Annotated in this window: 20 protein-coding genes; 13 read left to right on the top strand and 7 right to left on the bottom strand. The window is 40.5% G+C overall.

Annotation, left to right across the window (positions count from 1 at the left end; genetic code table 11):
- Nucleotides 1-172: 172 nt before the first annotated feature.
- Entirely contained in the window at nt 173-2,746 is a 2,574-nt protein-coding gene (locus tag ACMZOO_RS05115; RefSeq protein ID WP_440905681.1) for a glycoside hydrolase family 3 protein, read from the bottom strand.
- A gap of 206 nt (nt 2,747-2,952) precedes the next feature.
- On the opposite strand from ACMZOO_RS05115, the gene ACMZOO_RS05110 reads away from it, so the two are divergent.
- Together ACMZOO_RS05110 and ACMZOO_RS05105 are read left to right on the top strand one after the other, a co-directional pair.
- Nucleotides 2,953-4,038 carry a hypothetical protein gene (locus ACMZOO_RS05110; protein ID WP_440905680.1) on the top strand — a complete coding sequence of 362 codons (1,086 nt, stop codon included), beginning with the start codon at nt 2,953-2,955 and terminating at the stop codon, nt 4,036-4,038.
- Between the two features lie 77 nt (nt 4,039-4,115).
- Complete coding sequence (locus tag ACMZOO_RS05105; protein ID WP_440905679.1) at nt 4,116-5,255, top strand: helix-turn-helix domain-containing protein; 1,140 nt, start codon at nt 4,116-4,118, stop codon at nt 5,253-5,255.
- An 18-nt stretch (nt 5,256-5,273) separates the two neighbouring features.
- Here ACMZOO_RS05105 and ACMZOO_RS05100 read toward each other — a convergent pair whose 3' ends face one another.
- A complete protein-coding gene (locus tag ACMZOO_RS05100) occupies nt 5,274-5,969 on the bottom strand; it encodes a pirin family protein (RefSeq protein ID WP_440905678.1) in 696 nt (231 codons plus the stop codon).
- Between the two features lie 28 nt (nt 5,970-5,997).
- On the bottom strand, nt 5,998-6,441 hold the full coding sequence (locus tag ACMZOO_RS05095) for a DoxX family protein (protein WP_440905677.1): 444 nt from the start codon (nt 6,439-6,441) through the stop codon (nt 5,998-6,000).
- A gap of 146 nt (nt 6,442-6,587) precedes the next feature.
- On the opposite strand from ACMZOO_RS05095, the gene ACMZOO_RS05090 reads away from it, so the two are divergent.
- The gene (locus ACMZOO_RS05090; RefSeq protein ID WP_016957700.1) at nt 6,588-7,481 is read left to right on the top strand and encodes a LysR substrate-binding domain-containing protein; all 894 of its coding nucleotides are present in this window, start codon (nt 6,588-6,590) and stop codon (nt 7,479-7,481) included.
- A 145-nt stretch (nt 7,482-7,626) separates the two neighbouring features.
- On the top strand, nt 7,627-8,418 hold the full coding sequence (locus ACMZOO_RS05085; RefSeq protein WP_440905676.1) for a hypothetical protein: 792 nt from the start codon (nt 7,627-7,629) through the stop codon (nt 8,416-8,418).
- A 92-nt stretch (nt 8,419-8,510) separates the two neighbouring features.
- Here the strand turns inward: ACMZOO_RS05085 and ACMZOO_RS05080 are convergent, their stop codons facing one another.
- Complete coding sequence (locus ACMZOO_RS05080) at nt 8,511-8,996, bottom strand: VOC family protein (protein ID WP_440905675.1); 486 nt, start codon at nt 8,994-8,996, stop codon at nt 8,511-8,513.
- A gap of 118 nt (nt 8,997-9,114) precedes the next feature.
- Between ACMZOO_RS05080 and ACMZOO_RS05075 the strand changes: the two genes are divergently transcribed.
- On the top strand, nt 9,115-10,008 hold the full coding sequence (locus ACMZOO_RS05075) for a LysR family transcriptional regulator (RefSeq protein ID WP_440905674.1): 894 nt from the start codon (nt 9,115-9,117) through the stop codon (nt 10,006-10,008).
- Here ACMZOO_RS05075 and ACMZOO_RS05070 read toward each other — a convergent pair whose 3' ends face one another.
- The 3 genes from ACMZOO_RS05070 to ACMZOO_RS05060 all read right to left on the bottom strand — a co-directional run bounded on the left by ACMZOO_RS05070 (nt 10,009) and on the right by ACMZOO_RS05060 (nt 13,210).
- A complete protein-coding gene (locus ACMZOO_RS05070) occupies nt 10,009-11,094 on the bottom strand; it encodes an HDOD domain-containing protein (RefSeq protein ID WP_440905673.1) in 1,086 nt (361 codons plus the stop codon).
- A 170-nt stretch (nt 11,095-11,264) separates the two neighbouring features.
- Complete coding sequence (locus tag ACMZOO_RS05065) at nt 11,265-12,323, bottom strand: helix-turn-helix domain-containing protein (RefSeq protein WP_016957696.1); 1,059 nt, start codon at nt 12,321-12,323, stop codon at nt 11,265-11,267.
- Nucleotides 12,324-12,328: 5 nt separating this feature from the next.
- Nucleotides 12,329-13,210 (bottom strand): GGDEF domain-containing protein, encoded by an 882-nt coding sequence (locus ACMZOO_RS05060; protein WP_440905672.1) that lies wholly within the window; start codon nt 13,208-13,210, stop codon nt 12,329-12,331.
- A gap of 352 nt (nt 13,211-13,562) precedes the next feature.
- Here ACMZOO_RS05060 and ACMZOO_RS05055 point away from each other — a divergent pair, with 352 nt between their 5' ends.
- The 8 genes from ACMZOO_RS05055 (at nt 13,563) to ACMZOO_RS05020 (ending at nt 24,294) form a co-directional block, all read left to right on the top strand.
- Nucleotides 13,563-16,256: a TonB-dependent receptor gene (locus tag ACMZOO_RS05055; RefSeq protein ID WP_440905671.1), complete on the top strand. Its 2,694-nt coding sequence runs from the start codon at nt 13,563-13,565 to the stop codon at nt 16,254-16,256.
- Nucleotides 16,256-17,236: a purple acid phosphatase family protein gene (locus tag ACMZOO_RS05050; protein ID WP_440905670.1), complete on the top strand. Its 981-nt coding sequence runs from the start codon at nt 16,256-16,258 to the stop codon at nt 17,234-17,236. The genes ACMZOO_RS05055 and ACMZOO_RS05050 overlap by 1 nt, the downstream gene beginning before the upstream one ends.
- Nucleotides 17,237-17,301: 65 nt before the next feature.
- On the top strand, nt 17,302-19,299 hold the full coding sequence (locus ACMZOO_RS05045; RefSeq protein ID WP_440905669.1) for a phytase: 1,998 nt from the start codon (nt 17,302-17,304) through the stop codon (nt 19,297-19,299).
- Between the two features lie 736 nt (nt 19,300-20,035).
- On the top strand, nt 20,036-22,207 hold the full coding sequence (gene katG, locus ACMZOO_RS05040) for a catalase/peroxidase HPI (protein WP_440905668.1): 2,172 nt from the start codon (nt 20,036-20,038) through the stop codon (nt 22,205-22,207).
- Between the two features lie 156 nt (nt 22,208-22,363).
- Nucleotides 22,364-22,888, top strand: a complete 525-nt coding sequence (locus ACMZOO_RS05035; protein WP_440905667.1) for a demethoxyubiquinone hydroxylase family protein — start codon at nt 22,364-22,366, stop codon at nt 22,886-22,888.
- Nucleotides 22,889-22,903: 15 nt separating this feature from the next.
- Entirely contained in the window at nt 22,904-23,344 is a 441-nt protein-coding gene (locus ACMZOO_RS05030) for a GNAT family N-acetyltransferase (protein WP_440905666.1), read from the top strand.
- Nucleotides 23,345-23,368: 24 nt separating this feature from the next.
- Entirely contained in the window at nt 23,369-23,707 is a 339-nt protein-coding gene (locus ACMZOO_RS05025; protein WP_440905665.1) for a DUF5329 family protein, read from the top strand.
- Nucleotides 23,708-23,823: 116 nt separating this feature from the next.
- Nucleotides 23,824-24,294 carry a hypothetical protein gene (locus ACMZOO_RS05020; RefSeq protein WP_440905664.1) on the top strand — a complete coding sequence of 157 codons (471 nt, stop codon included), beginning with the start codon at nt 23,824-23,826 and terminating at the stop codon, nt 24,292-24,294.
- Nucleotides 24,295-24,334: the final 40 nt, after the last annotated feature.

Genomic DNA, 24,334 nt, shown 5'->3' with positions numbered 1-24,334 from the left:
TTCTCGTTACATTTTTGAAAAGTCTTAAGCGAGATTAAGTTACAAATAAAGTTAAATCGTTTTGTCGCCCTATAATTCGCATATTCGAACGTTCGAATTGCTTATTAGAACCAGTGGTGACTATTGGTCATATTATTCGCCACTGGCTCTATCGGCGCTTAACGGTTAGCTACTACTGACATTTAATCCCAGCTTGTTCGGCCGATTGCGGCACTAACCTAACTCGAGCAAAGGCTAGTTGATTTGCTTTGCTGCTAGATATTTCAAATGGTGCAACTGTGTTGCTAAAGTCTGCACCTTGTTTTGCGAAACAACTCAAATCAACACTGATATCCGCCCATTGTTTTACTGTTTGTTGTTGTAATAAGCTGGTGATATCCACTTGCCCTTGGCAACCTTCACCACAACTTACTGACAAATGCACAGGTGCTTGCACTGTTTGGTCAACCCGAATTTGCAGCTCTAAACTGGTTTGGGTATCAAGGTATGCAGATAAATCGTGTGGTTCGCTCCAAGCTAAATAAGCTTTAGCTAAGCTGCGACCTTGCCAAGTTAATAGGCGTGCATCTTCTTGAACATTTTTATCTGTGGTTTTTAGGTGCAGATTATCTGAGCCTTGAGTGGTTACTACGCTGGTTGCTACTGGTACTGCCCATAAGTTTTTGTCACCTAAGTACAATCCAAGATCGGCTTGTGGTTGCGATTCAAACAAAGTTACTGCTTGGTTAAAATCTTTTTCTAACGGAATTTCCGCTACTTCATTCAGGTTGTCAGCCAGCGTGTCTTTGTCTTGATAAGTTAATCCATAACCATATGGGAAGAGTGGGTCGTAGTTTTTATCACCTAGGTTTAATACAACTTGTGCATCAGATTTAGGCCACGAATAAGAAAGTTTGCCTTTAAAGTCGAAATTAACTTCGCCTTGTTTATTGGTAAATAGCACATCGCTCACACCAACCCCTTCAGAGCCCGGTAACCATGCTGCAACAAAAGCGTCTGATGCATTAAGTTCTGCATTTACCCATAATGGACGGCCAGAAATAAATACCGACACAACCGGAATGCCTTGAGCTTTAAGTTTTTGTAGCAATTTAATATCGCGTTTATTGCCACGTTGGTACTCAATGCCTTTAATGTCGCCAACACCTTCGGCATATGGATTTTCACCAAATACCACGATAGCAACATCCGGTTTTTGTTCGAATTGACCTTGTTCATTTAACTCAACTTGGCCACCAGCTTGTTCAACCGACTGTTTAATACCGTCATAAATTGAAGTGCCACCTGGGAAGTCGGCATTCACGTTGCCTGTGCCTTGCCAAGAGATAGTCCAACCGCCACTTTGTTTGCCAATATTGTCTGCGCCACTACCAGCAACCAATACTTTTTGCTTAGGGTTAAGTGGTAATAGATTGTTTTTATTTTTTAGTAACACCAGTGATTCACGTACAGCTTGGCGCGCTAAATCTCTGTGTTGTTTTGCGCCTAATAAAGCTTGTTCACCGGCAAAAGCTCTATTATTTGGTGCTACACCATCAAATAAGCCGGCGCGCATTTTAACGCGTAAAATTCGACGAACTGCATCGTCAATTCGTGCAACTGAAATTTCACCACTTTTCACTTGGTTTACTGTGTTGTGGTACATGGCTTTCCATTCGTTGGGTACCATAATAATGTCGACACCAGCATTAATTGCTTGTGCACAGCTTGCGTTACTACAACCGGTAACTTGGCCGTGGCCGTCCCAATCGCCCACTATTAAACCATCAAAGCCCATTTTCTCTTTGAGCACTTTGGTTAACATGCTGTGATTGCCATGCATTTTTTCACCATGCCAGCTATTAAAAGAGGCCATGATTGTTTGCACACCTTCTTCTATTGCGCTGATATAACCTTGTGCATGTATGTCGATTAGCTCTTGTTCGCTGGCGAGGTTATTGCCTTGGTCTATACCTAAATCTGTACCACCATCACCCAAAAAGTGTTTTGCTGTAGCAATTACTTTGCCGTCAGCCATAAAGTTGCTATCTGCATGGCCTTGCATACCGTTAACCATAGCGCGCGCGTATTCTTTGACGATTTTAGGGTCTTCGGAATAACCTTCGTAAGTACGGCCCCATCTGTCATCTCTAACAACAGCTACGGTTGGCGCAAATACCCAATCAATCCCTGTGACGCGAACGATTTTTGCCGTTGCATCACCAATTTTTTCCATTAAGTCAGGGTTGTTCATTGCACCCAAACCTATGTTGTGTGGATAGATAGTCGCACCAATTACATTGTTGTGACCGTGTACTGCATCTGTACCCCACATAGTTGGAATTGTGCTGCCGTCTTGGCTGGCATCAATTGATGCGTTGTAAAGCTCGTCGGCTAAATCTACCCAGTCTTGCATGCTGGCGTATTTGTCGTTATTTGGAAAAGCGCCACCACCATTTAGGTAAGAACCAAAACCATATTTGCGCATGTCTGCTACATCAAATGCGCGAATTTCCGGTTGGATCATTTGTGCAACTTTTTGTTCAAGCGTCATGCGGGCAATAATTTGATTAATGCGTGCTTCTTGCACATCATCTTGTTTAATTTTACTACTGACCGATGGCCATATATCTATATTGGCTTGGTTGCTAACAACAGCAGCTGCTTTATCACTGTCGTTTGTTGTTTCTGTATGTTGGCACCCACTTACTGTTAAGCTGGCTATTAAAGCCAAATACACGCTGTTCAGCTTATATTTTTTGATCACCTTTATTTCCTCGTCTGAATGGAGTCAGCTTAACTGTAAATAAAAGGTTAATCTGTTGCGTCTCAGTGGTTGAAAAATGACAAATTAGAACGTTTTGGGACTTAGTCGAACGTTCTGATTGGCGTAAAATGGGTCATGCAGACGTAAGTTGATACTCATTGTTATAGTTTTGTTACTAGCTTGGCGAAATCAACTTTGAGGTAAATATGCAATACGAAGCTAGGTTAGCAGTACCAAATTTTGTTTGGTTAATTGGCTGTATTTTTATGCTGGGTTTTGTTTTAACTTTTAGCATATTGCTATTAATGGTGCAGTTACCAACTGATAGCTTGTCGCAAGGTAACCTGCTTTTTGCTTTTTTAGCGGTTATTTTGTTGGCTGTCGCTGGTGCCGGTAGGCTAATTTTGTTGAGCGGACAAAAATTTGCATTGATGAGTGCACTTTGGCTGATCCTGTTTAATTTGGTATTGGGTTTAGTTTTTGCGCCAATTGAACACTTTTGGCTGCAATTATTGCTACTTAGCTTATTGCTGGTAGCCGGTATTGTTAGTTTTATCGTAACCATTCCAGCGGTTGTGTTAACCGCTAGCCAAGATCTTGCTAGCGAGCGCGTATGTTTGTCCTATGCGTTTAAATACTTAGGTGCGACCTTCGCTTTGGTATTGTTAAGTTCTGTATTGGCGAAATCTCAGGTTTTGCAGCCGCTCGATCCACTACACTACAAAGTTATTTATACAGGTTTAACCTTGATTTTGGCTGCTTTTATGTTTTTGTTTAGCCAAAGCCAATCCGTGGATAAATCAACCAATTGGCTGCAACAAAACAATTTGCCTTGGGTAAAAATGTCACCTTGGTATTTGGCTATTTTAATAAGCGCTGCGTGGCAGGGTGCTTTAGTTAAATATTTATCTAGCAGCAGTGAGGTGGCGTTTTTAAACGAGGTGACCCACGAGCTATTATCTTATTTGGCTCTATACTCTGTTGGTTCGCTTATTGGTTTGTTTGCTGCGGCCATTGGGTTAAATTGGCTCAAAGCAAAAGTATTGATTCAATTTGCTTTGCTGGCTACTGTGGTTTTGTGTGCACTGCATTGGTCGCAAGTTGACCTAAATAAGCACATTAGTTTGTTAGGCCTTATTTTAACCAGCTCTTGTTTGGTGCCAGTATTTTTTGCTCAAGCTTTGGCCAATGCAAACAAACACTCAAACCAATTTATATATGTGGCTATGGGATTAAGTATCGCATTGGTTGTAGGCATTACTTTAGGATTTAACTTAGTCGCTAACAATTGATTTTACCTTAGGGTATGTTGTTAAATTGTTAACCTGAATGTATTTTGTTGAGTATCTATTAGAGTTGGCTGTTATCGATGGATAAAACCTTATTCAATTTGCACGATTTAATCCTATTGCTTAGCGCATTTGAGAGCTTAGCTATTGTTGCTTTTTTATCTTTGAATAAAAGCACAAAAACCATAGCAAGCTTTTTATTAATTGGCTTTTTTACCATTCGCGCTAGCTTGTCGTTGCACGAACTTATTTTGTGGGGCAGTACTTTTAGATACTGGGTGTTAGACCTTTCGCCTAACATCTTTTTTATCTTTAATGTCTCTTATTTGTTAGACGCACCCTTGTTGTATTTATACAGCCAAGCCAGCCTAAATAAAGATTTTAAATTGCAGCGCCAACATTTATTGCACCTTATTCCGGCAGTATTGTTTATTGGATTTTTAAGCTTAACTTTTTACAGCTTGCCGTTGGCAAGCAAAACAGAGCTGATAAAAAATTATACCTTTGCCGATTTTAACTTTGTCACAGCTGAGTTTGTCGCTAAATCTATTCGCCTTGGTTATATGCTGTGGCTGGTGGTTTTGTTAAAACGCTATTTTGCCCAGCAGCAACCGAGCTTTGTTATGCCAGTGTGGGTGTCGCCGCTCATTCAGGTATATGCAGGCATTGTTGCTTGGGAGTGGTTATTAGGCTGTATTAAGGTTTATCACTCTATTTGGGGGCTAGATTATTACGATGTGGTCGAGATAATTGGTTTAACCGATTATTACCTAATATTTGCGCTAACCAATGTGGCTATTTATTTAATGGTGACACATATGGCGAAAACCGAAGCGCAAAAGCGTCGGCAGCAAAGCCAAAAAGAGCCAATTAATATGGACTATGTCGGCAAACTCGAACAGGCGATGGAGCAAGATAAACTCTTCTTAAACCCCAATTTGTCGTTTGAACGTTTAGCAGAAAAGCTGGATATTCCAGTGAAAGATTTATCTGCAACCATTAACCGTCATTACCAAGTTAATTTTTACGAGTATATAAATCATTACCGCATTCAAGAAGCAAAACGCTTATTGGAAGACCCAAAACAAAGCCATCGCAGTATTACCGACATCTTTTACGACGCCGGCTTTAACAGTAAATCTGTTTACAATACTTTGTTTAAAAAGAAATTTAATATGACACCCAGCCAATTTCGCAAGAAATCTGCTGCAAGCGGGTAGCCATACAACTTGCTGTTGTTATGGCAACTCAAATATTAGTGCAGTGACATCTGTGTCGCTGCTATTGCTAAAGTGCAGGGTACTTTCACCTGTTACTTTAGCGCCATCACCAGCAGCTAAATTTGTATCCTGCAGCCGCACGCTACCTTGCACTAGGTGAATGTATTGTTTTGTACCTATTGTTGAGGAAAATTTATAAGTTTCACTAGCAGGCAATATCAGCTGGTGTAATTTTGCATCTTGTTTTATCCGCAGCGTGCCACTTGCGCCATCGGGTGTAACAATTGTGGTTAAACCAAGTTGCTGACCAAAATCTTTTTGCTGATAACCGGGTTTATTGCCAAAAGTATTTGGCTCAATCCAAATTTGTAAAAAGCGTAAGTCATCAGTATTTGATGCATTGTATTCGCTGTGCAAAATGCCTTTACCGGCAGACATCAATTGAAATTCACCCGCAGGTAAAGTTTGCACATTGCCAGCACTGTCTTTGTGTTGAATGCTGCCTTGTAAAACATAACTGATGATTTCCATATCTTTATGACCATGTGTATCAAAACCTGCTGCTGGTTTAACTACATCATCATTAATCACTCTTAGTGCTGAAAAGCCCATGTGTTTAGGGTCGTAATAGTGGCCAAACGAAAAAGTATGGCGGCTATCTAACCAGCCAAATGAAGCTCGGCCACGTTCGCTCGACTTTCGAACGGAAATCATAATAGTTTCTCCTAAATCAAGCTGGCGATTAAGCCAGCTTTTTCGCTAAAACTTGGTCAACTGCAGCTTTACCTGAGCCTGAAAGTGCTAACGAAACACTTGCTGCCAATAAAGCTAACCCAAACTCATAACCATTGTTTGACATAAACAAGCCGTTGGCAAAGTGCACTGAAAATATCGCAACAAGCATAGTAAAGGCGAGTGCAATGGCCGCAGGGCGAGTTAACAAACCGAGTAAAATAAACAAACCACCAAAAAACTCAGCACTACCGGCTAATAACGCCATTAAAAAGCCCGGTGCTAAACCGATTGATTCCATCCAACCGCCAGTGCCTTCTAAACCATAACCGCCAAACCAGCCAAATAGCTTTTGTGCACCATGCGCCATAAAAATAATGCCGACTGGTACACGTAGCGCTAAAGTTGAATAACCTGCGGTAGATGTTGATAATTTTTGAATCAATGCTTTCATTGTTTTATTCCTCAATATTTTTAAATTAACTGCTTGGGTTAATGAGTGACTAATCACTCGTTGAAATTAAGTATAGGTATGCTAACTTCAATAGAAAATCGGTATGTTTTGAAGGGTTAGTTCAATTTTTTTGAATAAAGGAAATTATGTACCAAGCTATCACCATAGATGCACTTAGAGCGCTCGACGCCATCGACAAAAAAGGCAGTTTTGCAGCGGCAGCTGAGTCTTTATACAAAGTGCCATCGGCATTAACTTACACTATTAAAAAACTTGAAGAGGATATTGGCGCACCTTTGTTTGATAGATCTAAACAAAGAGCTGTGTTAACACCTGCAGGTAAATTAGTACTGGAACATGGCCGGGAAATACTCCACGCCGCCAATAAAATGGTCGATGCCGTTGCCCAATTAGAATCGGGTTGGGAAAAACAATTGCGCATAGCGCGCGACACTGTGGTACCACAAGACAAACTTTTTCAGCTACTTGGTGAATTTACGCAATTGCCACAAGATGTAGATGTGTCAATAAGTGTCGAGTCTTTAGGCGGCGGTTGGGATGCGTTACATAGCAAACGCGCTGATATAGTCATAGGTGCATCTGGCGACTTACCCAAGGGGTTATTTCACACCTATAAAATGGCCGAAATAACCTTTATTTTTGCTGTGCCACCATCACACCCACTAGCCAAAATAGACGGGACAATAGAAGCAGAGCATTTACGCCAATACCCATCTATAGTGGTTGCCGACACATCACAATTATTACCGAGCAGAGACAGTGGGTTATTTAATAGCAAACAGGTTATTCGGGTAAATAATATGGATGCCAAACTGCAAGCCCAGCTGCAAGGCATAGGTATTGGTTTTCTGCCATTACATTTCGCAAGGCCACATTTAGACAGCGGCGCATTAATCCAAAAGCCTTGCGCAATCCCACGAGGCAACCAAGCCTTATACATAGCTTGGAATAAAGGCCACGAAGGCAAAGCTTTTGAATGGTTTATTGATAAATTGTGCAAGTTGGACTGGGAGATTTAGCGCTGGCTCTATGAGTTTACTCAAACTTAGAGCTATGACGGGAACTGAAGTTAATGATTTTGGTCAACTTATTGAGCAGGCATTTTTATCTAGTTTAACTAAGCTGAACCTCACAAGTTAGCTATTTTGATATGGAGTTTTTGTTTTGAAAAATATAATTACATTCCTGATATTAAGCTGTTTTTTATCCAGCTGCTGCAGGGTTTTAGAAACGACCAAACAAACTTTCCATAACAAAACAGCCGCGCCTGTGGGTCAGGCTTATATCTACGAAAAATCGAATTTAGATGGCACAAATCACGCTAGCATAGCTGTGTATTATCGCAAACAAGGTGACATTGAAGCCTTTAAGTGGCACAGCGGTAATCACGCTGGCACCATAGTTAAAGCAGTGATAGATCAAAACTCGAAAAACGTGCTTGAATTTGAGGTTTATCGCCTTAGTTCAAAAAATGGTTTAAAACGCCAAGCTGTGTTGGATACCACAGCTAACGGTGATATTCGAGTCACCTTAGGTGAAAACGTGCAGATATTTAACGAAGTTCCAGTGAGCTGGCATAGTTATGATTTCGATTTTTCTAGCTTGAGTTACGCTTATCGCTTTTTAAATGAGCCTAAACAAACTTATAACTTCCATATTTTGGATTTAGACCTGAGTGAATCGCCACCACAAATGAAAAACTTTGGTTTAGTTAGTATGCGTTTTGAGAAGCAAGATGAGCTAGGTTTAAAATATTCTATCGATGGTGCTGGGTTGGATAATCGAGGAGGGCATATCTGGTTTGATCCAACAGAGTTACATATGCTGGCGTTCGAAATTCAAAAACCTGATGAACCCGGTTACGATTCAGGCAAAATGACCCTGAAACAAATTGTTCAATTAACCGATGAAAGTTGGGAAAAATTTAAGATGGATGCTATTTCTAGCACCCATTAGCCGTAGTAGTGCACACTAAATTTTAATCCGCTTTAGGTGCGATTAATATCAGCATGGATGATGAGCATGTTGTAGCTGAGTCGCGGTAAACTTTATTCATAATCTGCCGCATAAGTTTCTTCATAACTATGCGAATAAAGCTCAAACAAATTGCCAAATGGGTCTTCTAAATACACCATTTTGGCTGGTTTATTATCATCGTCTGGGTGGTAGCGCATTACATCCATACGTACTTTGCCGCCGTATTCTTGGGTTTTGCGCATCACAGTTTCAAAATCATCTGTTTGTAAACAGAAATGAAAAATACCGAGTCGAGCAAAATCTAAGTCGTGGCGCTCAGCGCGATGTTTCATTTCAAATAATTCAACGCCTATACCGTCAGTTGTTACCATATGGGCAATGTTGAATGCCTCGAAACCCTCACCAAAAACGGCGATACACATACGGCCAATAGCTGTTTTGCGCTCTTCAACTATTTTTGTATTCTTCATAATCAGTCTAAGGCCAAGCACTTTGGTATAAAACTCAACTGCTTGGTCCATGTCACCAACCATAATGCCAACATGATTCATTTTCATAAAATACTCCTGCGTTTAGGTTAAATATTCAAACTAGAAGGCTATGTTATGAGATTAAATTTATTAATTTAAATTATCATTTATAATTGATTTGATAATAGAAAATTATGGTTTTTATATGCTCAACCCTGTTTGGTTAAATACATTTAAAACTTTGGTGGATACTGGCCACTTTACTAAAGCGGCCGAAAAACTATTTATGACCCAGCCGGGGGTTAGCCAGCATATACGTAAACTTGAAGAGGCTTGTGGTGCGCAGTTAATTAGACGAGAGAAAAAACGTTTTGATGTAACTGAGCAAGGCAAGTTGTTGTATGCGTATGCTGAACAATTAGTCAAAAACGAACAGACTTTTCTTGAACAGCTCCTTGGTGATAGCCCAGTAAAAGGCCAATGCTCTTTGGCATGCTCTGGCTCTGTGGCGCTTTTGCTGTACCCCAAATTGCTTGATTTGCAGTTACAGTATCCTGAGCTAACAATTAAATTAAAAGCTGCGCCTAATCAACAGATATTATCTGAAATTAAACAAGGTGATATCGACGTTGGGATTGTTACCCATGTACCAAACTCAGCTTGGTTTACTGTGGAGAAACTAGCGCAAGATGAGCTCTGTTTGGTTTTGCCGGCTCAGCAAGAAATTACACAATTAGAACTAGCTGATTTATTGCAAATGGGTTTGGTTGCACATCCAGATGCAGAGCATTATTTGTCTTTGTATTTAGCGCAATGCCAAGAAGAAAGTTTCGCTAATTTGGATTTTAATCAATTGCCAGTTGCAACCTATATCAACCAAATTAGCCAAATACTTTTGCCTGTGTCTAAAGGGCTTGGTTTTACCGTATTGCCAAAAAGCGCGATTGATAGTTTTGCCGGAAAACATTTATTACAAGTATACAAACCGACAAAGCCAGTTGTTGAAACCTTGTATAAAGTTAAAAAGAAAAACCATCAATTACCAGCAAGGTATAACACGCTTGATTCTGCCATAGTAGATTTATGGCAGAATAAATAGCTACTCATCACTCTGCTTATTTTTTTCAATTTCGCCTAATACGTCATATAACAAAGTGGATGCTTCAGGTGAAATTAGCTTTTGGTTGGCATATTGCACGCATATATCAGACGACAATAATTCAGCCTGACAAATACATTCAAGTTGGCTAATGGTTGAACCTTGGCTAACAAATGCAGCAATTGAATCGTAACTCATGTATACGCGTTTTGGATCTTCCAATGCATCAATCAAAGCTTTTGGTAAATTCCAATGTTTGGCAATCGCTAATATCAGTTCACTGCCACGTTGACGCATAATGGCTTTGATGAAAAACGAATTAGGTTCAACATTGGCATTTACTACTTTGTAGGCATCTACCACTAATTGGAAAATAATCATCTTGCCAAGTTGGTTAATTAATCCGGCTAAAAAAGCTAGGTTGCCTGCTTGTGGGTTTAATTCTTCAGTCGCAAGTTGTTTTGCGAATAACGCTGACTGCTGGGCATGTTCCCATAAATTTTCACCAAACGACTGAAAATAACCCGCATCAGCAGGGTTAAAGCGTTTAATAAAATTCATTAATACACATTCTTTTATGCCATTGGCACCAAGTTGCACAAATGCGCTTTTTAAACCTGAGACTGGTTTTTCCGAGCGGCGAAACATGGGCGAATTGGCCAAAGCTAAAATCGCGGCAGATACTGCAGGTTCCTGCTTTATCAGGTCTAGCAGTGTTTGGGTATTGAAGTCGTCATTATTCATCATAGAGATCATAGTTGCGACTGAATGTGGCATTGCGGGTAATTCGTTGATAATTGTATCAGGCTGGGCTAACAGTTGATCAACTTGATTGTAGATGGTTTGTTCCATCTCCGTCATTTTTGATTGTTGTTCACTTGCGCCCAATAAATAATCGTAAAATGCTGTATCAACAGCGTGTTGCAGGCTGTTATCTACTAATTGGCTGTTGTGATCTTTAGTTAATTCAAGCTGAGATGAAAAGCGAAAATTGTCGCTAGTAGAGCTTTGCGCAGGGGCTAACTCAGTAGATTGCTGCTGGGTTCGTTTGTTTGTGAAAATGTTTTTCAATAAGCGAATAAACATGGTGGCCTTAATATGCACGGAATTATCAAATCACTAGAATAAGTTACATCTAGTCTAATAAGCATGGCAGGCTTTTATGACATTTCAAATCACTTTGCTTATTGTTTTACTTCCATACTGGCTGTCAGCCTTGCAACATGGCAATAATTCTATGTATTACTGACACTTAGTCAAGATTCACTTAATTGATTAAGATTATTCAAATAAGTACTTTTGTAGTCTGTTGGTGTCATATTAAACCAACGTTTAAACGCACGGCGAAAATTAGCTAAATCGTTAAACCCAAGTTTGTTGGCGAGTTCTTCATTGGTGTAATTGGCAAATTGTAGCCAATGAATAATCTTTTCTTTTTGTTGGGCATCTTGAATGGCTAAAAAACGTGCTTTATGTTGCTTCAATTTGCGCTTTAAGCTGGCAGGACTCATGTCCAACAACTGCGCGACTTCTTCTAGCGTTAAACTGCGATTTGTTTGAATTATGCTGCGCATCTGCTGTAAAAAAGGCTGAGCGACAGGTGTTTGTGCTAAATGTTGTAGTGCTAGCTGTTGTTTTATTGGGCTGGTAAATCTAAAGCTTTGTTTAAGTTTAACTTTGTCCAAGCTAACCACATCTGCAAGCTGGTCAAAGGCCAAGTTAAAACCTAAGTTTTCTTCGTATTCTTGAATATACCTTGGGCGGCTATGTTTAAACTGATAGTGTATTTTTATTTTGCTGCTGGTTAAGTATTTTATACAGCTATTTAATGCGGTTAATGTCACTTCTAGCAGATAGATATATTGTTCTGAAGTTAGGCCAATTGCATCATAAAAATACAGGTGTATTTGTTGCTGACTTGTACGTAATTCACAACCAATAAACGGGTTGATTAAACTCTGGTAGCGGGCAAATACTTTAAATAAATCAGCTAAGTTAGCAGCGTGCTGTACTGCTTGAGAAAAAGCGCCGTATTGACCGGGCAATAAACGTTGGCCTAATAAAAAACTTGAGTCATAACCGGAGATATTTTGTTTGGCTTTGTCTAATAATTTTATAACTTGTTCTGGGCTGGTTAGTTGTTTTTCTGGTGCTGTTTCTGCGGTTAAGTCTTGTAAAAATATACCACTTCCACGCAAGATCTTTTCTGGGTTTACCCCACGAGATAAAGCTAGGTCGATAATGCTGGTCGGCAAATGTTGCAGTGGCAAACACTTGCTATCGGCATAAATTATTGGCGCTACAGCTTGCTTCATTTAGCTTATTTTTCCAGAGCTAAATTAACTTGGCGAATTGCTTGCTCAAGCTGCTGCTCAGGCTCAGACAATACCACAGCTGTGGCGATTTTATGGTAAACCGCTTTGTTGTTGCCGTTGGGTTTAAATGCTAGCGATTTAACCGCTTGTTGAATTTGCTCACAAACTTCTTGCGCCTCAGCTAGCCCTGTATTTGGCATCACAATTATAAAACGATCACCTGCGTAGCGGCAGGCTAGGTCAGCAGTCCGTAAATTCATCACAATCAAATCAGCTACTTCGCGCAGCAGTCTGTCGCCATCTTGGGTTGAATAACTGCGGTTAAAGTCAGCAAATTTGCGAATATCTAACATAGCCAGCGCATAACTTTGTTGCTCGGCGATTAATTGGCTTAAATGGTCGCGCATATAGTCGGCACTATACAATTGGGTAATATAGTCTATTTGGCTATGCTCTCGGTAAAAGGCTTCGCGGCGGCTCAGTTGTTTGTGCAGTTTAAGTTGTTCGTGGTGCCATTGGTATAAACCCCAAGTCATTAATACCATACCAACTAGCGCAGGTAATGACTCTATCCAATACAACCAAAACTCTTTGCTTGGATAGCTGACAAATTCGTCGGTTAAATCGAGCAAACTTGAGCATAAAAAGCAGGTTAGCCCGATAGACAATAAATAGGTCACTTTGCCCGCTGGGCGACTGGCAAGCAGAAAAAACAACCACACAGCTGTCATAACAAATATGCCACCTTCACCTAATACATCTAACCAGTCGGTCGTTTGGCCACTTTTCAACTGGCCTTGAGTAAACACGGCAGTTAGCAATGCAGCGACTGTGATAAAAATTGCGGCAACAATTTTGTAATGCCGTTTTAAAAATAAAAAATCCATAGCGAGTATTTAGTTTTGCTGAGCTTAAGTTATTTGCTGCAGAAACTAACTTAAACTGCTGTGAGTTAAAAGGGTCAATTTGGCTCAGCCAATTTAGCCCAAAGCCTGTTGTTTTTGCTTGATTAAAACGGTTTTAATTAATGATTTGTTTTAATTTGTTGATTTATATACTTTTTGTTTGGGGTGAAATCAGGTCAAATTCCCTAACAAAGGGCACTGTCAGCTGCTATCAGCGCGATTAATTGACCTATTGTCATAAAACATTCACAGCAAAGTTTGCCGAACACTTTTTAAATGCGCTCAAATTGATTGTTTGATTCACTGTTTAATACATTTATGGAACGCGCTAAAAATGAGCAAAAAATATTTTAATAAACTCGCGCTAACAACTGCAATTGCTGCTGCATTAACTTCGGTTTCAGCAACTGCTGGTGGGTTAGTTGGTAAAGTAACTGATGCAAATGGTTCACAGTTATACAAGGGAGCTAAAGTCAGCATAGCTGAGCTAGATTTGGTTACTACAACAGACCAGTCTGGTGTGTATCGTTTCGCCAATTTGCCAGCAGGCGAATATAAAGTGGTTGTTGAATATATAGGTGCAGGTAGCAGCGAAACAACTGTGACTGTTAACCAAACGGGTACGGTTGAACAAAACCTAACATTTTCGGAACAAGCTCAATTAGAAGATATAGTTGTCTACGCGCAGCGTGCTGGTCAAGCTGGTGCAATTAACGCGCAGAAAAATGCGGATAGCATTAAGTCGATAGTCTCTGCTGATGCCATTGGTCAATTCCCAGACCAAAACGTTTCTGAAGCTTTGCAACGTTTACCGGGTATGTTTATTGAGCGTGACCAAGGTGAAGGGCGTTTTGTTGGTATTCGTGGTATCGATCCTAATTTAAACAATGTGACTATTAATGGTTTAAATGTGCCGTCACCTGAGTCGGGTGTGCGCTCGGTTGCATTAGATGTGATCCCATCAAACTTAGTGGGTGGTTTAGAAGTTTCTAAATCGGTAACGCCAGATATGGATGCAGACGCTATCGGTGGTTCAATTGAAGTTAAAAGCTTAAGTGGTTTTGATCGTGCGCAACAAAGCATTACTTTTTCTGCTGAAATGGCGCAAAACCAATTGCGTGATAGCAAGAGCCCAAAAGTATCGGCAAGTTACACAGATATTTTTGATGATACTTTTGCTGTAGCTGCAGCACTTTCATATTCAGATCGCGAATTTGGCTCAGACAATATTGAAAGCAATGGTGATGATGAAATTGAGCAAAGATTCTATTCAATTACCCGCGAGCGTTTAGGTGCTGCGGTTAACTTAGATTATCGCCCTGATTTTAACAACCAATATTTTGTTCGCAGCTTGTTTAGTGAATTTAGTGATGACGAATATCGCTTAAGCAATACTTTTGTATTTGATGATGAAGGCGAAGTTGAGCGCGCAACCAAAGACAGAAAAGAAACGCAACAAATTATCAGCTTAACCGCAGGTGGTGAGCACCAATTAGATAGCCTAACGGTGAACTACCAAGTGGGTTATTCAAAAGCTGAAGAAGAAAACCCGAATGCTTTGTATTACACAATTAAAGGTGAAGGTTTAACTTTTGATTCTGATATGCAAGGACAAATTCCGCAGATTAGCCAAGGCGCGGACGTTCATGATTTTGCGAATTATGAGTTAGATGAAGTATCAGACGAGTCAGATTTTGCTGAAGATGAAGAGACGAGTTTTAAATTAGATCTGACGAAAAAGTTACTGGTTGGTGACTCAGCTTACGAATTTAAAACGGGTGTGAAATATCGCCAACGTGAAAAAAACACCCGAGCTATTATCGATATTTATGACGACGGTTTTGATGCGTTTAACCCAACAGATTTTGCAACTGCAACACCTGATTGGTCGTTAGGCGATTTTGGCCCAGGTTTAAATAGACAAGCTTTGCGCAACTTCACCAAACAAAATAAAGCGGGTTTTGAAAAAGTTGAGTTAGATTCAGATTTAGAATCACAAGGTGCTAGTTACACTATTAACGAAGATATCTTTGCCGCTTATGCCATGGTTAGCGCTGATTTTGGCAAGCTTAATGTGGTTGCTGGTGTTCGTTACGAACAAACTGATTTTTCGACTCAAGGTGCCAAAGTTGAGTTGGTAGAAGATGAGCAAAATGATGTTGAAGAAGTACAAAACACTCCTTGGTCAACAGAAGATAGTTATAGCAAATTGTTGCCAAGCATTAACTTGCGTTATGAGCTATCTGACAAGTTAATTGCCCGTGCTGCTTATACACAAACTTTAGCCCGTCCTAAATTTGAAGATGTTGGTGCTTATCAAATAATTGAAAGCAAAACTGAAGAAAACGACGACGGTGAGTTTGAAACAGAGCGCGAAGCCGAAGCCGGTAACCCAAGCTTAAAACCATATTTTGCTGACAACTTCGACTTGTCACTTGAATATTACCCAGGCCACATTGGTGTGTTGTCGGCAGGTTACTTCCATAAATCAATCGACAACTTTGTTATTGTGGTTGATGTCGCAGGTACGAGCGAATGGCAAGGTTACGATGAAGTATTCCAACCTATTAATGGTCAAAGCGCTAAGTTGCACGGTGTTGAACTTGCTTGGGTTAAAAGTTTTGATTCAGGTTTATTGTTAGCTGCCAATGCCACTTTGACTGATTCAGAAGCCACCACAATTGTTGATGGTGAGGTATTTGAAACTCAATTACCTAACCAGTCAGACACTATTGCTAACTTCACGCTAGGTTTTGAAAATGACACTGTTAGCTTGCGTTTAACCAGCGTATACAAAAGCAAAAACCTAGAAGAAATTGATGACGGTATGTTGCGTTATGAAGATGCACACACCCAACTTGATTTCAGTGGTAAGTACTACATTAACCAACAAACGCATATTTACTTTAATGCTGTAAATATCAACGACGAGCCAATGTACCACTATTTTGATAACCGCAATCAAAATGCTCAGTACGAAAGTTATGGCCGTACATTCCAACTTGGCTTTAGCTGGGCGTCGTTCTAATGATTAAGTGGTTACTTTTAGCAGTAACTTGTTTGACAGCGCCAGTGGCGCTGTCAAATCAAGTATTTAAAGATGAAACTTGGTATCAGCAACATTTAATTGCTGATCTTAAAGTTGACGAACAAGCGCTGAATTTTTTGGTGGTTGGTGATTGGGGTCGCAATGGCCACTTTCAGCAAAAAGCCGTAGCTGAACAAATGGATAATTTAATGTATTGGTTAGACGGTGAGTTTATTTTGTCGACTGGCGATAACTTTTATCCAGATGGCGTGGCGAGCGTAAATGATCCCTATTTGAAGTCGTCGTACGAAGATATTTATTCCGGCCCTCATTTATTTGAGCCTTGGTATTTAGTTTTAGGTAACCACGATTACCGCGGTAATGTGCAAGCGCAAATTGACTACAGCCGAGTCAGTCAGCGCTGGAATATGCCTGCTCGTTATTACAGCAAGCGTATGCAGCTGAATGATTCGAACGATACTTTGTTGTTGATATTTTTAGATACCAGTCCGTTTGAAGATAAATATTACACAGAAGACAAATATTTAACTGTGCGCTCGCAAAACAGTCAGCAACAACTTGATTGGTTTGAACAGCAGCTAAAAGGCGCAGATGACAGATGGATTATTGTGATTGGTCATCACCCTATGTATTCCAGCGGCAAGCGTTACGGCAAAACCGACTCGGTTAGACGCAAATTAGAGCCGTTAATGGAAAAGCATCAGGTAAATGCTTATTTCGCAGGCCATGAGCATGATTTGCAACACAACCAACCGCAAGGCACCACAGTGCACCATTTTATCTCTGGTGCTGGCTCTGCCGTGCGCCATGTTAAACCACGCGAATTCACTCAATTTGCTAAAGCAACTGCTGGGGTTACCGCAGTGTCGCTTAGGCAAAACTCAATGTTAATTCAAATGGTTAGTGCCGAAGGTCAAGTTTTATATAACAAAGACATAGCACATCCAGTGACAAAATAATTATCAAACAGCAATTGGCCTAATGTTTGGCTAATTGCCCGCAAGAATTTAGTAAGAGTAATAACATGCAATATTTTAATCAGCTTGCCCACAATAAATTAGCTAAGGTTTCGGTTGTTATCACAGCTGCTGTTTTCGCGTTAGCTGCTTGTCAATCGGCTACGGAAACAGCACCTACACATTCAGCTGTACAGGCGTTAGCAAAAGCACCAGAGCAAATTTTTCATCACGACAAATTAAACGGCCAAAAAGTTATTCAGCTTAATCAAGACACTTGGTTAGCCAACAGTGAAAACTTCGGGTTAATGTTAATTAATCAACAAGGCGAAATGGTACAAAACCATGCAGGTAACTTTGAGTCGTTAGATATTCGCCAATTAGATAAGAATACATGGTTTGTCAGCAGTGTAGATAAAGAAGCAGGGCAGTTTTTGTTGTTTAAAGTAGCGTTAGCCGCCAACGCGCAAGCGCATAAAATTACTTTGTTAAATACGATTAAGCCTGAAAGCAGCGTTATTGATAACCAATGTTTGGCTTATCAAAATGGCCAGTTAAGCAGTTTTTGGTTAACCGCACAGCAGCAAGTTGAACAACGTATTGTTTATCTTAATCAGCCAAATGCGCAATCAACTAATTTATTAGTGCGCAGCTTTTCTGCGCCTCCGGGTGCTGGCGCTTGTGTAGTCGACGATATTAAACAACAAGTTTATGTTGCAGAAGAAACTATAGGTGTGTGGGCGTATCCGACTAATCCTGAAAAAGAATTATCGCGCTCGCCAATTGCCTTAGTTGCACCATTTGGTCAAATTCACGGTGAAATTAAAGATATCAGCTTATTGCCTGATGGTAGCTTGTTAGTCGCATTACCAGAGGCTGAGCAAATTCAGCACTATCAAACTGATGGTAGCAAGCATTTAGCAAAAGTGTATTCAGTTGCTGGTTTCACTATTGAAAGTATAGATGCGAAACAAACCGCGGATAATAAGTGGCTAGCGGCTTTTTATGATGATGAATCTGGTGCATATTATTCGACAGAATTGCCACTTTCGGTTGCAGAAAAAAGAATTGCTAAGCAAAGTGCATCACAAGTAACTGCTGATATGCAAACCGCACCTGTTGCGCGTTTTGGTGATGCAGCGGACGATCCTGAAGTTTGGTTAAACCCAAACAATAGTGCAGACAGCTTAATTTTAACCACAGATAAAAGGTATGGTTTAAACGCATACAACTTAGCTGGTGAATTGGTTGAGACGATAGCATCTGGCCGTATTAACAATATTGATATTAGTTATGGTGTTGAGTTTAACGGCGAGCATTTTGATTTTGCTACAGCCAGTAACCGTACGTATAACAGCATTATTGTCTATAAAATTACGCGTTCTGGCGATATTTCTGAGCTAGCTAACGTACCAACCAGCCTGCCAGATGTTTATGGTTTGTGCCAATATCAGTCGCCGATAACGGGTGATTATTTTGTTTTTATTAATGACGAAAGTGGTGTTTATCATCAATACCAATTGGACTTTTCTACTAGCCAAGTAACAGGCAAGTTAGTGCGTGAGTTTAAAGTAGCGAGCCAACCAGAAGGCTGTGTGGCTGATGCACAAACGCAAACTTTATATGTAGGTGAAGAAGATTGGGGCATTTGGACTATAGGTGCAGAGCCTGATGCTGGCACAAAATTGGAGGCATTTTATCAAGTAGATGGTGATGTATTGGTAGATGATGTTGAAGGTTTGTCTTTGTATGCGCCTAAAAATCGCTCGGAAAAATACTTAGTTGCTTCGAGCCAAGGTGATGATAGTTATGTTGTATTTGATTTAGCTAAAAATGCTAAAAAAGGCCAAGTTGTAGCTAAGTTTAATATTGTCGCCGATGTGTTAAAAGGCATTGATGGCGCGTCAGAAACCGATGGTTTGGCTGTGATTGCTGCGCCATTGGGGGACTTGTATCCATTCGGTGCTTTGGTTGTGCAAGATGGGCGCAATATTATGCCGGTGCAGCCGCAGAACTTTAAGTTGGTTGATTGGCGTAAAATTAATGGTTTGATTTTAAAGCAGTAGGATGATCTCTAGCCAAGGATGGCAACCTGCTAGATTTGTGCAATGGTGCTTGGATTTTGTGCCAGAGAATATCGAAGGTGAATGGGGTATTCCTCATAGAGCGCTGAAAATCCTCAGCAATATGCGATAAGTACTAGACCATAACTTTCGCAAAAACGCTGTATGCAGAGGCGACTATTCATCCTTGAAGGTGAGGCCCTGTCGTCATCCATGACTCCACCTCATTCAACTGCGAAGCAGAGCTTCGGTTCTCATTCGCCCCTGAAAAAGAGATTTTGCTCTAAGTTATTGCTCTAGTACTTATAGCCCTGAGTCGCAGGGATATATGCGATTGTCTGTATGCAGAATATCCTTTGGGAGCAGAGCACTTCACTTTTGGACATTTCTGTTGTCTTCAGGATAAACCTTGATCAGCAATTCCGTTGGTGAGGACTGAGGGTAGGTTGTCCAAAACAGAACCTGCTTTTCATGGATGAAAAGCCGGAGCGCACAAGGACGTGTTTACAGCGTTTCTGGTTTGGACAACCTACCCTCAGGCCGACCATAGCGCACAGGACGAGCCGCGAGTTTTGCATATAGAACCAACTATCTTCCACTATCAAAACCAGCAATTTCAAATTTCCGATTAACCCAACCTAGTTAATCAATTGGCAACAAATTGATCTCTAAACTATAACTATACGTAAGCTTTTGGCATGCACAGTGCCACTTTAAGAAACAAAACGGAGAGCTAAATATGTCAGCAAGTAAATGTCCATTTCACCAAGCAGCCGGTAACGGTACAACGAATCAAGACTGGTGGCCAAACCGATTAAAGTTAGAAATTCTTCACCAACAATCAGCTAAATCCAACCCAATGGAAAGCGATTTTAATTACGCACAAGCATTTAATGCCATTAACTATGAAGCACTAAAAAAAGACTTAACTGATTTAATGACAGACTCGCAAGATTGGTGGCCTGCAGATTTTGGTCACTACGGTGGTTTTTTCATTCGTATGGCGTGGCACAGTGCGGGTACCTATCGTATTGGTGATGGCCGTGGTGGTGCTGGCTCTGGTAGTCAAAGATTCGCGCCATTAAATAGCTGGCCGGATAACGGTAATTTGGATAAAGCTCGTCGTTTATTGTGGCCAATTAAACAAAAATACGGTGATGCTATTTCATGGGCTGACTTAATGATTTTAACCGGCAACGTCGCTTTAGAATCTATGGGCTTTAAAACCTTCGGTTTTGCCGGTGGCCGCGAAGATATTTGGGAGCCTGAGTTAGATATCTATTGGGGTAACGAAACTGAATGGTTAACTGACAAACGTTATTCTGGTGAGCGTGATCTTGAAAACCCTTTAGCAGCGGTGTTAATGGGCTTGATATATGTAAACCCAGAAGGGCCAGATGGTAACCCAGACCCAATTTTAGCAGCAGCGGATATTCGTGAAACTTTTGCGCGTATGGCAATGAACGATGAAGAAACAGTTGCGTTAATTGCTGGTGGCCACACCTTTGGTAAAGCACATGGTGCAGGTGATGCAGCTAATGTAGGTGTTGAACCAGAAGGTGCGAGTATCGAAGAGCAAGGTTTTGGTTGGACCAGTACTTATAAATCAGGTAAAGGCGCTGATGCGATTACCAGTGGTTTAGAAGTGACTTGGACGGAAACACCAACGCAGTGGAGCAACAACTTTTTTGAAAACTTGTTCAACTACGAGTGGGAATTAACTAAAAGTCCTGCTGGCGCACATCAATGGGTAGCAAAAGATGCGGCGGATACAATTCCAGATGCATTTGATGCAGGTAAAAAACAAAAGCCAACTATGTTAACGACTGACTTGTCGTTGCGCTTTGACCCTGCGTACGAAAAAATCTCGCGTCGTTTTTTACAAAATCCAGACGAGTTTGCCGATGCATTTGCCCGTGCTTGGTTTAAATTAACTCACAGAGATATGGGACCAAAAGTACGTTATTTAGGCCCTGAAGTACCAGCGGAAGATTTAGCATGGCAAGACCCATTGCCAGCAGCAACATATGCACCTTTATCTGAGCAAGCTGTTGCTGAGTTAAAAGCTAAAATTGCTGCAAGCGGTTTGTCGGTTGGTGAATTGGTTGCAACAGCATGGTCGAGCGCTTCAACTTTCCGTGGCTCTGATATGCGCGGTGGAGCGAATGGTGCACGTGTACGTTTAGCGCCACAAAAAGATTGGCAAGCGAATAACCCACAGCGTTTAGCTAAAGTATTGGCTGCATTGGAGCAAATTCAAACTGAATTTAATCAAGCGCAATCGGGCAATAATGGTGTTTCATTAGCTGATGTTATTGTATTGGCCGGTAATGTTGGGGTTGAGCAAGCAGCAAGTGCTGCGGGGCAATCAGTTTCTGTGCCATTTACACCTGGCAGAGTAGATGCTGAGCAGTCGCAAACTGATGTTGAATCATTTACCGCGCTTGAGCCAAAAGCTGATGGTTTCGTTAACTACTTGAAGCAACAATACGCAGTGCCAGCGGAGCATATTTTAGTCGACCGCGCTCAGTTATTAACTTTAACAGCGCCAGAAATGACAGCTTTAGTCGGTGGGTTGCGTGTATTAGGTACAAATAGTGATGGCAGCAGCCACGGTGTATTCACCGATAATGTTGGCAGCTTAACCAACGACTTTTTTGTTAACTTGTTGGATATGAGTACTGAGTGGAAACCAACTTCAAAAGACGCACAAACTTTTGAAGGCAAAGACCGTAAAACCGGTGCAGTTAAATGGACTGGTACCAGAGTAGACTTAGTGTTTGGTTCAAACTCACAATTACGCGCAATTGCTGAAGTGTATGCATCTGCAGGCAACCAAGCTAAGTTTGTAAATGACTTTGTAAAAGCTTGGACTAAAGTAATGAACGCCGATAGATTTGATGTAGCATAATCAAATATTATTTTGAAACGTTCGATTTAAAACAGCGCCGATGGCGCTGTTTTTGTTTTAATTACAATAGATTAAGTATGAATTGATATTTGATTTTCAATCAATGTCAGTGTAGTTTCTCAGTACCAAACACTGCTGCAAAATGGCTACTGAAAAATGCAAGATTTTACCGATGTAAACGTGCAAAGGATACTTCGTGTAGATCATGCAGGCGAGCTTGGTGCAATCAATATTTATACCGCACAGTTATTCTTAGCTAAGTACTTTTATCATGACATAGTTGCCGAATTGCAAGACATGCTGTTACATGAAAAACAGCACTTTAATACTTTTGACTCGCTACTAAAAAGTCGCGGACTTCGTTCATGTTATGCCCTTCGGTTATGGGCTATCGGCGGTTTTTTGTTAGGATTATTTACCGCGTTGTTAGGTCGAAATGCCATCTGGATATGCACAAATGCGGTTGAAACAACTGTTTTGCATCACCTAGAGTCGCAACTGGATTTGTTGAAATTTATCGATAAAGAAGCTTATGCCGCAGTACTTAGTATTAAAACAGATGAAGAGAATCATCAATCGACAGCTGTCAATAATGCATCTAATTCCTGCTTTGCTTGGCCAATAAATATACTAGTTGGAAATACAACCAAATTCGCTATTTGGTTGTCTACCAAACTTTAATCAAAAAGGACTGCAATGATTGAATCAGTTTCACCGCAAAACTTAATTGAAGTATTACCACTTATTCGTGCTTATCAAAACTTTTATAAAGTAGCGAATGTGTCTGATGAAAATAACGCTGAGTTTTTTGCTCAATTCGGTGAGGGTAGCCCCGCTGGTTGCCAGTTTATTTTTAGAGTAGACAACAAAGCTGTTGCATTTGGTACTGTGTATTTTTCTTTCACTTCAACCATAACGGCCAAAGTAGCCGTACTAAACGATTTATATACTGATCCAGAGTATCGTGGCAGAGGCATTGCCAAACAGCTTATTGAACACTGCCGTGAATATGCAAAACAAGCTGGGGCCGCAAGGCTACAATGGGTGACTGCGCCGGATAATACCCAAGCACAAAAGCTTTATGATAAATTAGCCGCAAGCAAAAGTACTTGGCATTTTTATGCATACAATACTTAATAACAAAATACGGACTTTAGCTGAATGAAAAAACGCTTAATATTACTGATTGGTTTATTTACCGCAGGCAATGCCTTTGCTGACATGCAGGCTGAAATTGATCATCTATTAAATTATGTAGCGACTACCAATTGCCAGTACGAACGAAACGGCACTATGCACAAGGGGGAAGAGGCTGTTGCTCATATTAAAAAGAAATATGACTACTTTGTTGATGATATTGAAAGCACCGAAGATTTTATTAAATACTCAGCAACTAAAAGTAAAATGTCCGGCAAGTATTATTTGATTCATTGTCCTGAACAAACGCCGATTAAAAGTAAAGATTGGTTATTGGCTGAATTAGATAAGTATAGGAAATGATTTTTGTTAAGTTGAAAATTCTTGATAACAATCAATTACAAAATGAACATACCACAATGTGATTGGCCATCATATTATTGAGCTATAACAAAGGCTCAAAATAATAAGGAATTCTTTTGGCTAAACTCAAATCACTTTTTTTATTCGTTCCAATTTGGCTAATTTTAAACCTTATTGGGTGTCAATCTGATAGTGAGGTTGGCTTAACGGAAGAAGATCCTATTGAAACCTGTACTGGTTTTTTCGCTCCAGGGATTAACGTTTTTGTGTACGATTCGTTAGATGAGTCGATTATCATCGAAAATGCGACGGTCTTGGTCATCTCTGAGAATGAAACGGACAGCGTGGCGGAATATGCGCAGTTTATTCCAGAAGATGATGGTCTTTCAAATTCACTGACAGGTGCTTACTACACAACTTTGTCTCTCAACGCATCCAAATTTTTAATTAATTTGGAAGTGACTGCAGACGGCTATGATTCGTTTGTCACTAAGAATATTGAGTTTAAATTAAACGCCGGATGCGGAGCAGATAATGGTGTGCTTTACTCTGTTTATCTGTGCCCTGAGAGTTCTAATTGTTTGTAGGGTAGCCTTTGCTACCCTATCCTACAAAACACTGCAAGTT

Origin of the sequence: Catenovulum sp. SX2 (assembly GCF_052056295.1) — a bacterium.
Lineage (GTDB): Bacteria > Pseudomonadota > Gammaproteobacteria > Enterobacterales > Alteromonadaceae > Catenovulum.
Note: the sequence above shows the minus strand (reverse complement) of the source record. Positions and strands in the feature narration are given on the sequence as shown.

Bases quoted from the DNA above. Each gene is read 5' to 3' on its own strand.
- ACMZOO_RS05110 (WP_440905680.1), top strand. From the start codon at position 2,953: ATGCAATACGAAGCTAGGTTAGCAGTACCAAATTTTGTTTGGTTAATT.
- ACMZOO_RS05105 (WP_440905679.1), top strand. From the start codon at position 4,116: ATGGATAAAACCTTATTCAATTTGCACGATTTAATCCTATTGCTTAGC.
- ACMZOO_RS05100 (WP_440905678.1), bottom strand. From the start codon at position 5,969: ATGATTTCCGTTCGAAAGTCGAGCGAACGTGGCCGAGCTTCATTTGGC.
- ACMZOO_RS05095 (WP_440905677.1), bottom strand. From the start codon at position 6,441: ATGAAAGCATTGATTCAAAAATTATCAACATCTACCGCAGGTTATTCA.
- ACMZOO_RS05090 (WP_016957700.1), top strand. From the start codon at position 6,588: ATGTACCAAGCTATCACCATAGATGCACTTAGAGCGCTCGACGCCATC.
- ACMZOO_RS05080 (WP_440905675.1), bottom strand. From the start codon at position 8,996: ATGAAAATGAATCATGTTGGCATTATGGTTGGTGACATGGACCAAGCA.
- ACMZOO_RS05075 (WP_440905674.1), top strand. From the start codon at position 9,115: ATGCTCAACCCTGTTTGGTTAAATACATTTAAAACTTTGGTGGATACT.
- ACMZOO_RS05070 (WP_440905673.1), bottom strand. From the start codon at position 11,094: ATGTTTATTCGCTTATTGAAAAACATTTTCACAAACAAACGAACCCAG.
- ACMZOO_RS05065 (WP_016957696.1), bottom strand. From the start codon at position 12,323: ATGAAGCAAGCTGTAGCGCCAATAATTTATGCCGATAGCAAGTGTTTG.
- ACMZOO_RS05060 (WP_440905672.1), bottom strand. From the start codon at position 13,210: ATGGATTTTTTATTTTTAAAACGGCATTACAAAATTGTTGCCGCAATT.
- ACMZOO_RS05055 (WP_440905671.1), top strand. From the start codon at position 13,563: ATGAGCAAAAAATATTTTAATAAACTCGCGCTAACAACTGCAATTGCT.
- ACMZOO_RS05050 (WP_440905670.1), top strand. From the start codon at position 16,256: ATGATTAAGTGGTTACTTTTAGCAGTAACTTGTTTGACAGCGCCAGTG.
- ACMZOO_RS05045 (WP_440905669.1), top strand. From the start codon at position 17,302: ATGCAATATTTTAATCAGCTTGCCCACAATAAATTAGCTAAGGTTTCG.
- katG (WP_440905668.1), top strand. From the start codon at position 20,036: ATGTCAGCAAGTAAATGTCCATTTCACCAAGCAGCCGGTAACGGTACA.
- ACMZOO_RS05035 (WP_440905667.1), top strand. From the start codon at position 22,364: ATGCAAGATTTTACCGATGTAAACGTGCAAAGGATACTTCGTGTAGAT.
- ACMZOO_RS05030 (WP_440905666.1), top strand. From the start codon at position 22,904: ATGATTGAATCAGTTTCACCGCAAAACTTAATTGAAGTATTACCACTT.
- ACMZOO_RS05025 (WP_440905665.1), top strand. From the start codon at position 23,369: ATGAAAAAACGCTTAATATTACTGATTGGTTTATTTACCGCAGGCAAT.